The organism is Octadecabacter algicola, from assembly GCF_021532625.1.
GTDB lineage: Bacteria > Pseudomonadota > Alphaproteobacteria > Rhodobacterales > Rhodobacteraceae > Octadecabacter > Octadecabacter algicola.
Genome location: NZ_JAKGAR010000003.1, coordinates 656,206 through 668,815, shown reverse-complemented (window position 1 = coordinate 668,815; position 12,610 = coordinate 656,206). Strand labels below are relative to the sequence as shown.

14 protein-coding genes are annotated in these 12,610 nt (G+C 53.1%); 7 read left to right on the top strand and 7 right to left on the bottom strand.

From position 1 onward, the window contains the following. Positions 1 to 140: 140 nt before the first annotated feature. The 7 genes from L0666_RS14465 to L0666_RS14435 all read right to left on the bottom strand — a co-directional run bounded on the left by L0666_RS14465 (position 141) and on the right by L0666_RS14435 (position 6,921). Positions 141 to 1,106 (bottom strand): ATP-binding protein, encoded by a 966-nt coding sequence (locus tag L0666_RS14465; protein ID WP_235262085.1) that lies wholly within the window; start codon positions 1,104 to 1,106, stop codon positions 141 to 143. Further along, a complete protein-coding gene (locus L0666_RS14460; protein WP_235262084.1) occupies positions 1,103 to 3,319 on the bottom strand; it encodes a Mu transposase C-terminal domain-containing protein in 2,217 nt (738 codons plus the stop codon). Before L0666_RS14460 ends, L0666_RS14465 begins: the two co-directional genes overlap by 4 nt. After that, positions 3,319 to 4,050: a hypothetical protein gene (locus L0666_RS14455; RefSeq protein ID WP_235262083.1), complete on the bottom strand. Its 732-nt coding sequence runs from the start codon at positions 4,048 to 4,050 to the stop codon at positions 3,319 to 3,321. The genes L0666_RS14460 and L0666_RS14455 overlap by 1 nt, the downstream gene beginning before the upstream one ends. 441 nt (positions 4,051 to 4,491) lie before the next feature. Continuing rightward, complete coding sequence (locus L0666_RS14450) at positions 4,492 to 5,067, bottom strand: transposase (RefSeq protein ID WP_235262082.1); 576 nt, start codon at positions 5,065 to 5,067, stop codon at positions 4,492 to 4,494. A 499-nt stretch (positions 5,068 to 5,566) separates the two neighbouring features. Beyond that, positions 5,567 to 5,959, bottom strand: coding sequence for a hypothetical protein (locus L0666_RS14445; RefSeq protein ID WP_235262081.1), 393 nt, complete (start codon positions 5,957 to 5,959; stop codon positions 5,567 to 5,569). Positions 5,960 to 6,002: 43 nt separating this feature from the next. Beyond that, a complete protein-coding gene (locus L0666_RS14440) occupies positions 6,003 to 6,239 on the bottom strand; it encodes a chorismate mutase (RefSeq protein ID WP_336246281.1) in 237 nt (78 codons plus the stop codon). Between the two features lie 58 nt (positions 6,240 to 6,297). Further along, positions 6,298 to 6,921 carry a TetR/AcrR family transcriptional regulator gene (locus tag L0666_RS14435; RefSeq protein WP_235262080.1) on the bottom strand — a complete coding sequence of 208 codons (624 nt, stop codon included), beginning with the start codon at positions 6,919 to 6,921 and terminating at the stop codon, positions 6,298 to 6,300. Between the two features lie 85 nt (positions 6,922 to 7,006). On the opposite strand from L0666_RS14435, the gene L0666_RS14430 reads away from it, so the two are divergent. The 7 genes from L0666_RS14430 to L0666_RS14400 all read left to right on the top strand — a co-directional run bounded on the left by L0666_RS14430 (position 7,007) and on the right by L0666_RS14400 (position 12,555). After that, entirely contained in the window at positions 7,007 to 7,396 is a 390-nt protein-coding gene (locus tag L0666_RS14430; protein WP_235262079.1) for a hypothetical protein, read from the top strand. Beyond that, positions 7,393 to 7,899: an anthrone oxygenase family protein gene (locus L0666_RS14425; RefSeq protein ID WP_235262078.1), complete on the top strand. Its 507-nt coding sequence runs from the start codon at positions 7,393 to 7,395 to the stop codon at positions 7,897 to 7,899. The genes L0666_RS14430 and L0666_RS14425 overlap by 4 nt, the downstream gene beginning before the upstream one ends. Continuing rightward, entirely contained in the window at positions 7,899 to 8,540 is a 642-nt protein-coding gene (locus tag L0666_RS14420; protein WP_235262077.1) for a LysE family translocator, read from the top strand. Before L0666_RS14425 ends, L0666_RS14420 begins: the two co-directional genes overlap by 1 nt. A 692-nt stretch (positions 8,541 to 9,232) precedes the next feature. After that, positions 9,233 to 9,586 carry a hypothetical protein gene (locus tag L0666_RS14415; RefSeq protein ID WP_235262076.1) on the top strand — a complete coding sequence of 118 codons (354 nt, stop codon included), beginning with the start codon at positions 9,233 to 9,235 and terminating at the stop codon, positions 9,584 to 9,586. A 380-nt stretch (positions 9,587 to 9,966) separates the two neighbouring features. Then, on the top strand, positions 9,967 to 11,166 hold the full coding sequence (locus tag L0666_RS14410; protein ID WP_235262075.1) for an N-acetyltransferase DgcN family protein: 1,200 nt from the start codon (positions 9,967 to 9,969) through the stop codon (positions 11,164 to 11,166). Continuing rightward, the gene (locus L0666_RS14405; protein ID WP_235262074.1) at positions 11,163 to 12,272 is read left to right on the top strand and encodes an alanine/ornithine racemase family PLP-dependent enzyme; all 1,110 of its coding nucleotides are present in this window, start codon (positions 11,163 to 11,165) and stop codon (positions 12,270 to 12,272) included. The genes L0666_RS14410 and L0666_RS14405 overlap by 4 nt, the downstream gene beginning before the upstream one ends. 49 nt (positions 12,273 to 12,321) lie before the next feature. After that, positions 12,322 to 12,555, top strand: coding sequence for a hypothetical protein (locus L0666_RS14400; RefSeq protein ID WP_235262073.1), 234 nt, complete (start codon positions 12,322 to 12,324; stop codon positions 12,553 to 12,555). The last annotated feature ends 55 nt before the right edge of the window (positions 12,556 to 12,610 follow it).

Sequence of the window (12,610 nt, the reverse complement as noted above, 5' to 3'; positions counted from 1 at the left end):
AAAAGCAAAAGCGTGCGCACGAAACCAATAGCTTGCGCAAGCTTTTTTGCACCTTTTTCCAGGTTTTGCACGCCTACAGACTGCAAAAAGCCCACGCCATAAGACGCGGGCTTACTCGTATTGTTACTGCTGATGAAGGTTTAGTCGGCGATAGCCTCGATGAACGGATGATCCCTCCGATACATGGTCTCATAACCACTGTGCAGAAACGGCGTGGCAATCTTGGCGGCCTTAGTTTTGTTCACCCACCACTTAACGAAGTGGTCTCGTGTTAATGACGTAGAGCTTGCGTCTTGCGCGATCGTACAGGCAAACGACGTGAGTTTGAGGACTAACCCCCACCTATAGGCGCCAGCACACACTAACCGATCAAGGAAGTCCTGGGTCATCAAATCAGGATCGACCTCAAGCCCAGCGGAAATCGCGTAGCTACCAACGATCTCGTGGATAGTTTGGTAGTCTTCTGGCAATGAAATATCTTCAAACGGGAGGCGGTCCAAAAGACGGTACAGTTGCGGCTCTTCCCGCATGTATACGTTGAGTTCTGGCACGCCAGAGAAGATCAACATCAGGGGCCATTTGTGAGACTTCATCCAGGACTTGAAGGAGTCAAGAACGGCTAGACGATCTACTTCGCTCTTCTTACGGAAGATATGTTGAACTTCGTCGAAATGGATTCCGATAAATCCGTTAATTTTGGCCTCTCTGATGACGATACCCCAGATATCACCTTGGGTTAGGCGCGCCTTCTCCGCGATCGTAAATCCGACCGCGTCAGAGGTGGATTTACAGAAATCCTTCCAGGTTTCGACACCTTTCAACGAAACCTCTGCAAAGCGGGCAGGCATTCCATTGGGGAGCTCGACGCCATCCGCATTGAACCGCTGGAGAAGCGAGCGGATTTCAGTAGTCTTTCCACTGCCAGATTGACCGGTGACAAGAAGTCCTTCAGCTTCAAATTGTCCACCACCGATCAGATGTCCGAGGTGAGTGCTGAATTTCCTAATGAAATCCCTCTGCAGTAACGTCGCCCTATCCAGGGGGAACAGTCGGCCAGCGGCATTTGCCGCCGCATCTCGATAGGTTTCATTGACGAATTCACTCATAGCTTACTTTTCTTGATGGGCGCGAACATCGGCTTTTTGGGGTCAGGCAAGGCGTCTTTGCTCGACATGGACCCACCGGAAGCCCCATGATCAGCATTCGTTGGGTCAGACTGAACGGTGACAGTTGTTTCTTCCTGCGTTGAAATTTCAGTAATCGCGGGCACCTCTGGCTGCCTGTCCATCACGGAACCTGGCGCAACCGTTGGGCCAGATCTGGCTAAGGGAACGAACTCAACATTTGCCATTGCCTCAGCTTGTCTCTTTAGCTTTTCGATCGTCATGTATGAGGCTGGTGAATTGGAATCTGGGAAGAACCCAGATTCTATCGCACGCCGTTTCCGAGCATCACGTAGATACTGTTCATGCAGAACTGTTTTCTCTGGGTTCGCTTCTGTCGCGGCACGCATTGTGGAAATTGCTTCCTCTAAGCTCAAATCTGCAAAAATATTCATCCTCAGATCTGCGGTCACGGCCTTTTCCGTCTCTTCACTCAGGATGCTGGCATAACGGAGATCATCCGGGTTTATGAACACCGTCACTTTCTTATTGGCTCCACCATCAAAGTTCCGAAGCTCCGTGGAGTTATAGGGGATGTTGAATATTCTCACCCCTTCTGAGGTGATTGTGAATTCTTCTCTTTCGCCCAAGTGAAGACGAAGCGCCTCTGGGGATGGAGCCTCAATGCCGCTGTTCAACTGTTGGAGTTCTTCGAACTTTTGCCACGGCGTCGCCTTGAACATTCCTGTGCCTCGGTGTTTCGCGAAAGGGTACTCGTCGACCCAATACCGGGTAATAATTCCCATCAGCTCATCTGGCGTGATTTTCGCACGTTTTTGACCGTCATATCCATTTAGTTCTCCAGGCCCGCTCCCAACGTAACCATCCAAGAAGTTAAGCACTCGCCACTGAAGTGTCCCAAAAGGCCTTTCTGCATAGGCATTGTCAGTTGAATTGTACGCCCTGCCTGTAACAACCGTGGTCTCCATTCCCAGTTGACCGGCGTAGACTGGCCCGTTACGTGCTGCAGTCCCATTGTCTGACTTTACCGATGCGAGCTTAACGCCGGGAGCCGGCTTATGCTTGCAGCGATAACGTACTGCCTCACGCGTCTTGTCCCGCATCGCCATCCGCAGTAGTTTTTTCTGGTGGTCTCCATCGGCGGTCTCGGCAAGTAACCATGCCAGGGGCAAACGGGTTGCAATATCGATCATAAAGAACATCCAGAGGCGGTTGATCTCATTCTCCTCTAGCGGTGTGCCGTCCTTCTTTGGGTCGATTTCCTTAATCTGCGTCTCACCCTTTTTATTTGTGAAAATAGACAAAAGAACTTGGTCGGTTGCGCAGGAGTCGCCAAATTTGAGAGCTCTGACATTAGTTGAACCGGCTCCATATTTGTTCTGTGAATATCGCGAGCCATTACGTCCGATCTCTTTAACAATCTTTTGGATGCCTTTGAGACGCGTTCGGACGGTCGTGATTGACGGAAAACGAAAACCCCGAAGCACCTCCAATTCGGGCACATCAAATACTTCGACCGCACCGTCGTAAAGTGGTTGAAGTTGCGGTTGTTTCTTGTCGTGCCACAGGTTCAAAATATAAGAGATGAACCGTTCCTGCCGTTCACTCAGTTTGCACCGCGCCTCTCCCTGTGGTCCTTTCAAGTGATGCTTGCGCATCAGCACAATAGGATTGCGACCAAATTTTTCGAAAGTCTGGCGCATTTCATGAAGAGTCCGACCCTTTGGCAATGAGTGAGGAAGAGAAGCGCTACCGATATGCGCTCCGTGGAAAAGATGTGGATCTTTTGCTAACTCGCAAGCTAGGGGGCGAAGCTTTTGGCGAACGTTACGACGACATAGATATCGTTGCGTTAGCTTGGCTCCAGCTGCTTCTAAAGCATCCATTGCATGTACGAGACCGAGACGAGCACGAACATCACGCTGTTCATCCACAGAGAGCTGCTCCACTCGTTCTATGCCGCCAGTAAAGGCAAGAAGCTCTTTTTTCTCCTCAGACATTTTAGGCGTAATGAGCTCACAATCACCTACCTTGATCGCGCTATCCACGCGCTCAAAAGATAGAGTCAAACACTCACCATCATTGATGCCCTCTACAGCATATCCGTCAAGATCTTTACCGACCACACGCCATCTACGACGGTCGAGGATCAGCTCCGACTCCACGGGGATCTTATAGAGAGGCGTCTTTGGCATTAGGTCAGCCAAATCCGCGAATGTGGGCAAATGAATGCATTCCAGTTTACGCTAAGTAGACGGCGACCGATGAGCCGGAGAATAACTCCGAAGGCTTTGCCCTCTTGTAGACTGCAGTAGTCCATCAGATCTCGAATGTTCCAAAACGCTGCATTTCGAGCGCATTCCAGAACGTAAGCTTCCAGTTTTGGATCCGAGGTTTTGGACTCTTGCCAGATCCGCAACAGGTTGTCTCGGTATGCCTGAGTATAGTGATCCCCGTTTACGACGATCTTGTCGTCGGCAAATGATTCCGGCGTCGCCGCAAAGATTGCCTTGATTTCATCTTGGGTTTCTTGACGGGCCAAGCTTTGTCCATGCCGAACATATACGGCGCGACGGAACCCGTCCCGAAAAGTAATCCGCAAGTCAAAATGATGCGGTATCGATTTTCCGTTCTTGTTTGTGAACCAAACTGGTGGCAGCTGCACTTCTAAGCCGTAGAGTTCGGGGCTTAGAAGCGCCTCAAGAGCAACAGCCATCTCACGCTGACCATCAAAATGATAAACCTTGCGGTGTCCGCGCGTAGCTGGTGTGGCGATCGTCATGGAAACACGGCTAGCGGTATCGCTGCGCGTCAAAGGGTTTAGAGAACCATCATAGGGTAAGACCCCAGGAATGGGGTCGACTTTCAACGCGGGCATTTTTTCTTGGTTGCCAAGGGACGTATCCCACATGAGAGGTCTAGTCATATCTTCTCCGCTCCCGAAAGTTCCCACTTTCGAGTTATCTATTTCCAATAGTGAGGCATTGATCGCGCTTGCCTGGCCTTGGTACGGCTCGTATTGTGCAAGTGTGCTTAGGCGATCAGCCCGGTTTCAATTCAAGCAGTCCGCGATGAACTGTTGGTCGGTTCAATCGTAAACCTAGCAAATCATTGAACTCCTACTGCAGGTCGCGGCGAAACGATCACGCCGATGCAATGTGAGTCAATTATTATTTTATTACATAGGCTTAGACTATCTTCTCTCTTTCGAAATTCGCACGGGTGAAACGCCATAGATGGCCAAACTTCCCGGATGAAATCCCTAATTCAGTAGGCATCGTTGCCTGCTGTGAAGAAGATATAGATGCCGAAATTCGCAACGGGAAGACGTTGGCGAACGATACATGTGGACGAGCTGTCTACTTAACTAAATGCCGACAGATCGCCAGCGCCGACGTTGGTCTTCACCTTGAAGCCAGATGAGATGATCATCAGATCCAAAATCAATATCTTGCGGGAGAGTAAGGTCGCGAACGCAGATACAGCGCCCTAAGAGGCCGCCATCAACCTCTGTAAGTGCCCTGGTGACATTCTTCTTGAGGCGTACGGCCGTTGCATATGCTAACCCGAAACGATCCTTGATATCGTGACCGCTCGGTATGGACCGGGCTGTTTCATATCGCACAATCTCCGCTGAAAGGAGAAAATACACACCTAAATCTAATCTACGGCGATGCAGTATCGTCCCCGAAGTATCAGAAACCTGCGTTTTGCAGTTCCGGCAAGGGTAGAATTTTTCGCTGGTTAGATTGCCAAAATCTTTTTTTGAACAGACAGGGCAGATCAGACCGTCAGGCCAGCGAATTTGTCGAAAACGATCTTCGCAAGCTGATTCTGTCGGGAATTCTTCAGCAACGCCACCGGCGGGCAACCGTAGATAAAGTGAAAGCCAGTGGATCTGTTCCAGCGTCGCATTTGGAAAACCGTTCTTCGTCATAGCCATGCCTATATCCAAATTTACGCACGGGTTTCTAATTGCTCATCGCGGTCTGTTTTGAACGCAGCATCGCATCTAATCAACCCTCATTGCTTGCATCCGGAGGCGTAGAAATTGGACAGATACAAAATTGGTCTTAGAGGCGGATCAATAAGTTAAGCACTGGTACAAAAACATCATCGTGCTACTGAAAACGAAATGTTTCATCCTTTAGCGTTGATCCATGAGTTTGTTTTGCTGGATTGCCAGTATAGCGGACATTGGTGCGCCGTGCGGCGAAAATCCGCAAAGAGCCCTGACCTACCAATTTGCTGCAAGATGGCGAATGTCCGGTGTAGTGATCGCGGCAAAAACTTGTCAAAAACAATCGAAGTCTTGCCAAGGGTTCGTGGCACAAACTTTTTAAAGATTTCGGCGACAGCGATGGCTGTGGCAAATACAAACGTTATTGGCGCAAATAGTCGAAGGTCAGCTTCATTCATCCCCGTCGACACCTGCCCATGGTTCAAAAATAATATTTAGCTCTGGTGAGGAATGGTTCCGAGTACGCAAGCTTTCTCAGCTCTTCAAGAGATGAATAAAACTGTGGTGACGGATCAATTTTGGCTTGAGAACGGCTTCTGAAGAATTCGGCATACTCTTCCATATAGACACGGTCCTTTTGCGGCATGTCCGCGAGATGGCTCGTCAGGAATTTGTCATAGTGTTGGCCTGCATCGGCAAAGCGGTTCTGCCGATGCCGCGCCATTGCGCGAAACAGCTTTGACTTGGCCAGAAAATATGGTTGCGCGTGGAATCCTTCCAAGCGGTCAAGAACGGCAGAATAATCCCCTGCTTGCATTGACTTCGCCGCCTTGTGAAAAACCCCCGCGTTTTTGATATCGCGGATGAGTTTCATAGGTCCGCCACATCAACAACGCCTTTGGTATTTCAGAATGGCATTATTCCCCAAGCTCCCGGATTTCTCTCTGGATCGACCATTCGATCAGTTCTGACCAAAGCTTGCGCACCAGTTCAGGGTCCAACCCATTTTGTGTGGCCGTTGCGCCGACTTCATTCAAAACCTCAGTCACCCGATCTGTTGTCCTTGCAGGCAGCCCCTCGATCACTTTCAGATCAACAGCGCGGTCGATGTAGCCGCTCCGGTTGGCGAGAAGGGTAATCAGCTCGATATCGATGGTGTCGATCTAATCGCGTGGCTCAGCCATAGTCTTGCACGCTTCGGGTGGTCGTCGTTCACTTATGGCCATCTCCATATGGTTGGCTGCCAAGCAGTTGGCGAAGGTGGGTTACAGCCCTTTTCGAACGAGCCTCGCAGAACTCATCTGTCGGAGCCGGGAGCCGTCCAATTACCCGCCGGATTTGCTGATCACCGATCAACAGGTCAAGATAGAGGCCCACGGCTGCTCCGGACTCCTCAAAGCGCAGGTGGCCCTCTTGCCGCGCCCGAAGCAGCACCTGTTCGAGCAATGGAAATACAGCCTCGCGCCCGGCCCTAGACAGCGTCGCGCCAAGCTCACCGCTGCTGTCGGCGGCGGCGGCCCGGTTCAGGGCAACGGCACGATCACCGGTCAGCAGATTTAGAAGCTTCGGACCCAGGGACCCCAGAATCGAAAGCGCGTCGTGGTCGGTTTGCAGTTCGGCTTCCAGGTGGGACCTTACTTCTTCGGCGTTGCGCGTGACGAGGGCACGAAACAGCCCCTGTTTATCGCCATACCAATTGTACAACGTCTCATTTGAGGCGCGTGCCTGTTTGGCGATGCCTTGCATGGACGTGCCACCATAGCCTTTGGCCTCCAGAACTTCGTAGGCAGCCGCCTCGATCTGTTGCTGGCGCAAGGATCGTTTCTCTTCTCGCAAATCACTCTCCTACCTGTTGACAGAAACCGTAACTATTATTACGGATATGTTCAACCGTAATCTCAGTTACGCTTTGGAGAAGCAAATGGAACAATCAAATCGTCACGTCATTGCTGCCCTGGCAACTCTCATCGTTTTGCAAGCGATTATGCTGTCCGCCTTGTATGCCGGGATCAGGCCTCACCCGCCCATCGCTACGCCCCTATTTGGCATTGCGCCGTTTCTTGGAGCCGCGATATCCGTCGCTCTGGCAGCTATCATCGTGCAGCCGCTGGGCAGTCGGGCCGGACGCGCATTAAGCGCTCTCGCCGCGCTCATGGCTCTGGTTTCTTTCGGGCCGCAGAAATACTTCGACGCACAATTCGCCCTGATCTACCCAGCGGTTCTGCTTGGTCAATTCGCTGCGCTGGTCATCTTTGCGTCTGTTGTGAAAGCTGTCGGCCCACAACAGACGACCGTCGCGGAGCGGGTATGATGGCTCGTTTGCTTTTGCCCATGTCGATGCTCTCACTCCTGAGCATCGGCGCAATCTTTGGGTTTTTCTATGCTTGGGTCTGTTCAACGATGTGGGGGTTGGATGCCACAGAGCCACGTATCGCGATCACTGCCATGCAGGCGATGAATGCATCGGTCAGAAACCCCATCTTCTTCCCGGCTTTCTTCCTGACGCCTCTCATACTTGCGGCGACATCATATGTCGCCGCTAGCCAACTGCAAAGGCAACCTGCCGTGCTCTTTGGAGTGGCTGCGGGGGTCTACGTTGTGGGGGCTTTCCTTGTCACGGCCACAGTCAACGTGCCGATGAACGAAGCGCTGGCAGAGGTTGTCGTTCCAACTGACGCCGAGGCGGCGCGCGACATCTGGCATGAGTATTCATCCTCTTGGCAATTCTGGAACACCCTAAGAACCGTCGCCAGCGGAGTGTCACTCCTCCTGACTGGCCTGGCCATCTATCAGATTCAGCAGGACACCGCGTAATGGAACTTTCACTTCTGACATTCGCCCTTCTGGCGCTGGTTGTGGTTATGACGCCCGGTCCAACGGTCCTGCTCGCCTTGACCAATGGATCGCGGTTCGGCATCCCTGTGGCCGGGTACGGCATCGCTGGTGCAGCGATCTCAGACGCCGTTCTCATCGCGGCGGCAGGGTTGGGATTGGGTGCTATCCTAGCTGCCTCGGCTCTCCTGTTCAGCGTCGTCAAATGGATCGGCGTCGCTTACCTCGTCTGGCTGGGCGTACAAATGATGCGATCATCCGGCCAGTTGGGACCGGTGGAAAACCCTTCCGACAAAAAGAGAGCGGGTGCGCTTCACAACAACACGGCGGTTTTCAGGAAGAGCTTTCTTGTCGCAGTCACAAACCCCAAGGGCTATCTGTTTTTCACGGCATTCCTGCCGCAGTTCCTCATACCGACAGAGCCAATGCTTCAACAGTATGCTACGCTGGCTCTGATCTTTATTGTGGTCGATGTGATCACCATGACCGCCTACGCGGGCCTGGGCGCAAAAGCGGTTCAATTTCTCAGCAATCGCGGGGCGCTGTGGATCGACAGAGTATGTGGCGGTCTTCTTGTCGCCCTCGGTCTTGCTTTGACCCTCTTGAAGCACGCTGATGTATAGCCCGCAGCAATACCAAACTAGAAAGATGGCAGCCAAAAAACATTCGTTTTTGACCAGCCCTGGTTACTGAAGCGGACCTCAGCCCATTCGCAGCGAATGCACACTTCGTCCCGCAAACCGGTCGCCTGACCCAGATGTTATCGTGCAGCCGCAGCGAAGTGCGGGTTTTTAGTTCCAACGTCTGCTTCGAGCCCACTTTAACCGATGCTGCGATGAGCATGAATGTCTGCTTTTGGTCATTACACAAGACGATGACATTGCTGGCAAAGGGGCTGCGGGATGGTTTGCCGATCCCTTTAATCGAGGGAGATTGCTGGCCTTAAGAACAAGACCCGGACCGTTTACGTTGCATTTCCGGTGCCAAGAGACTACGTAGGAGATACAAAATTGTGATTTTCTGCGGCATAGGCGCATCGCCTGCCAGAGCGAATTGCAATCCTCTATCATGAAAATTCAGTTGTCATATCCGTTAGCAAGGATCTGATGTTTGGGTACGTTGCCGATAATTTCGCGCACAACCACACAGCCGGAACGGTCGATCGACCGTTCTTGGCAGCCGGATACGCTCGTGAATCGCGACGAGATTTGAACAGCGCCCTGTCGATGAAATCGACTTGGAAACGGCCCTGACCCAAGACGTCGTTCGCGCAAAAAACAGTGAGGCGGCGCTTTCTCCGTCAAAGGAACCAAAAATGACTTTTCCAGAATGGACGAAACCAGGCTTCTACGGGGCCCTGGGCGGCGCGATTGCGATCTCAATCCTAGGCTTTTCTTGGGGTGGCTGGACGACCAGCGGCACTGCACAAGAAATGGCACAGGACCACGCCAGCGAAGAAGTAACTATGGCCATGGTGCCAGTTTGCCTCGATATGTCAGCGTCCGATCCCGAACGTGCTGAAAAACTGGCGAGCATTCAAGATGCCTCAGGATTTGGACGCCGTCGGGCTATGATGGAAACCGGTTGGGCGACATTGCCGGGCACCGACACACCGAACAGCGATCTTGCAGCAGCCTGCATCGAGGAGCTCGAGCTGAATGAATCATGACACAGATGTGGAATAGCAACTGCCGCCGCGACCCTTCAGCGCGCTTCGACCGCATGGCGTCCAAACCATGAAATACTAGGTCTTCGGACTAGGTTGCGCCCTAGGTTTGGCCGCGACGCCTGCGGTGGCTTGGTAATTTGTTTCGCAAATGCCTGACAACGCCTGCTCGAAGCCCGGGTTAATCTCTACGCCGCCATCGTGATTCCAGAGAATGCCCGCCGCGACAGGTCGTTAAGTAACTGGGAATGCGACAGAAATTTCTAAACCTAAAAAGGTCAGTGCTTTTTAGACGACTGACACTATTGCATTGCGCTCCGCACTTGGCCCGAAACGTCGGGCCAGATGCAAGCCGCAGTGTCGACTATAAAAGAGGAAACACAATGACGACCAAACTTAGCGCTGCGAGCGCCATCTTTCAAATTGGCAAGAGGGAACTCGTGCCACCGCTGAGCGACTTTGAACTTGAAAACTCGGCGCCCGCTAAGCAAACCAACTCATGTCCAACCGCAATTGTCTATTGTGAGGGCAATTTCGCAAAAATCGACGGCAAGACCGCAAACGGCCTCGTGCGCCATTCTCAAGCTTATCGGGTCCTGTCTGTGGTCGATAGCCTTCACGCCGGAGAGGACAGTGGGCTCATTCTTGACGACGCGGCAAACCGGATACCAGTCTTCGGAAAACTGGCCGCCGCTGTCGCCCATGAACCCGTCATCCCAGAAACGTTTATCTACGGGATGGCTCCATCTACCGGACGGCTATCTCCGGCTGACCGCGGCGTCGTTCTGGATGCAATCAGTTTTGGAATGAACATCGTCAGCGGATTGCACGAATACCTGAGCGACGATCCCGAGATTGCCCGCGCCGCGGCACAGCAGGGTGTCACCATCCGCGATATACGCAAACCAAAGCAAAGCAAGGACATGCGCCTGTTCGATGGTAGCATCGCGGGTGTCAGTGCCTTACGCATTGCGGTTCTCGGGACCGATTGCGCCATTGGCAAACGGACAACGGCGACAGTCTTGGCGCGGGCCCTGAATGCAAAAGGCATCAAGACAGTTCTTGTTGGCACAGGCCAAACGGGTTTGATGCAGGGGGCGAAATACGGTGTGGCTATGGATGCTGTGCCACCCCAGTTCTGCTGCGGCGAACTTGAGGGGGCGATTGTTGCTGCCTCTGACGCAGAGAGTCCCGATGTCATCTTGATCGAAGGCCAAGGAGCGCTGAGCCATCCAGCGTTCTGCACATCGGCATTTATCTTGCGTGGCAGCCAACCGGATGCCGTTATCCTTCAGCACGCACCTAAACGGGCGCATCGTTGTGATTTTCCCAACATGCCGATGCCCACGCCCGCAAGCGAAATTGCGTTGATTGAGGCTTTTGCCGACACGAAGGTTATCGGAGTCACGATAAATCATGAGGGAATGTCCGACGCCGAGCTTGCAGATACGATCAAAGCACAATCGCATAAACTGGGGCTTCCTGTGACCGATGCGCTCAGCCGGCCGGCGGCGCATTTGCTGGCGATGGTCGTGGCCGCCTATCCTGGTTTGAAGCAAGGACCACCTGTGGCCGCAATATGAGCAACCCGCGCATTGAGGTGGATCTGAGCAAGATACGCCACAATACCCAGACCGCTGTTCAGGCGCTGCATGCCCGCGGCATCAGCGTTACTGCCGTGACCAAAGCGGTCTGCGGCCACCCCGCAATCGCGCAGGCCATGCTAGATGGGGGTGCGACGGGCCTCGCCGAGTCGCGCCTGAGCAACGTGAAGCGGTTACGGAAGGCGGGCCAACTCTGCCCGATTACCTTGATCCGAACGCCGATGCTGAGCCAGGTGGATGAGGTCGTCCAAGTTTGTGATGCAAGCTACAACACCGAGATTGCCGTTATTACTGCACTCGCCACTGCCGCGATCCGACACGACTGCGTTCACAACGTCATCCTAATGGTCGAGATGGGAGATAACCGTGAGGGGATCATGCCAGCTGACCTTGGTGCAATGGCGCAGCGCGTGGTTGACTTGCCGGGTGTCGCGTTGAAAGGCATCGGCGCCAATTTCGCCTGCCTCACTGGTGTAGCCCCGGATGCAGCCGCAATGGAGGCTCTGTCTTCTTTGACATCGGAGGTGGAGGGGCAATGCGGCCCTTTTCTTCAGACGGTTTCCGGTGGCAATTCTGCCAACCTGCCTTGGGCGTTCAGCGGGAATCCGACCGGCCGTGTAAACGATCTAAGATTGGGCGAAGCAATCCTACTGGGCGTTGATCCAGTGTCGGGAGGTCGGATTAACGGGATGCACACCGATGCATTCTCACTGGTTGCCGAAGTAATTGAGGCAAATAATCGGTCCGTGCCTTTGTTCCAAAGCAGCGTCGCACTGCGTCTCCTTGCGCCAAGGGACGACGAGCCAACACGATTGATCCTCGCGCTTGGACATCAGGACACAGACATTCTTGGGCTCCTAATGCCCGTTGGAACAATGCTTATCGGCGCCACAAGCGACCATCTGGTCATCGGCACCACTCAGGCGACGATGAGCGTGGGCTCTGAAGTGAGATTTCAGATGACCTACAGCGCTCTGATGCGAGCCATGGCGGCGCCCGATATCAAGATATCGATGCTCCATGACCGCCAAATTCCAAGAGGGCGGAACGCCGATGAACCACGCAAACACCTGGAAATTGTTTGATACTCTTCGCCCCTTTGCTCGCAGATGAAATCAACAAGGAGATGGACCAATGACAAAGCGGACCAAAACAACTGTGCTCAAGGAGAGTTTTCTTGATAGGGAAACGCCGATGGACAGAACAAGCCGCGTCGTCAGAAAGATGATCGACGACGAAGCGGAACAGCGGCAACTCAAACTCGACCGCCTTCGCAATGCCCGCCTCGAGCGAGAAGCGAACACGCCAACCAAGGCCGTCGCGGGGGCAAAGAAAAAGCCTTCGCCCAAGGTTGGTGTGAAGCGATGAAACGCACTTTGAAGTCTGTTTCCAACGGACGAATAATGTCCCACTTTGGATCTCT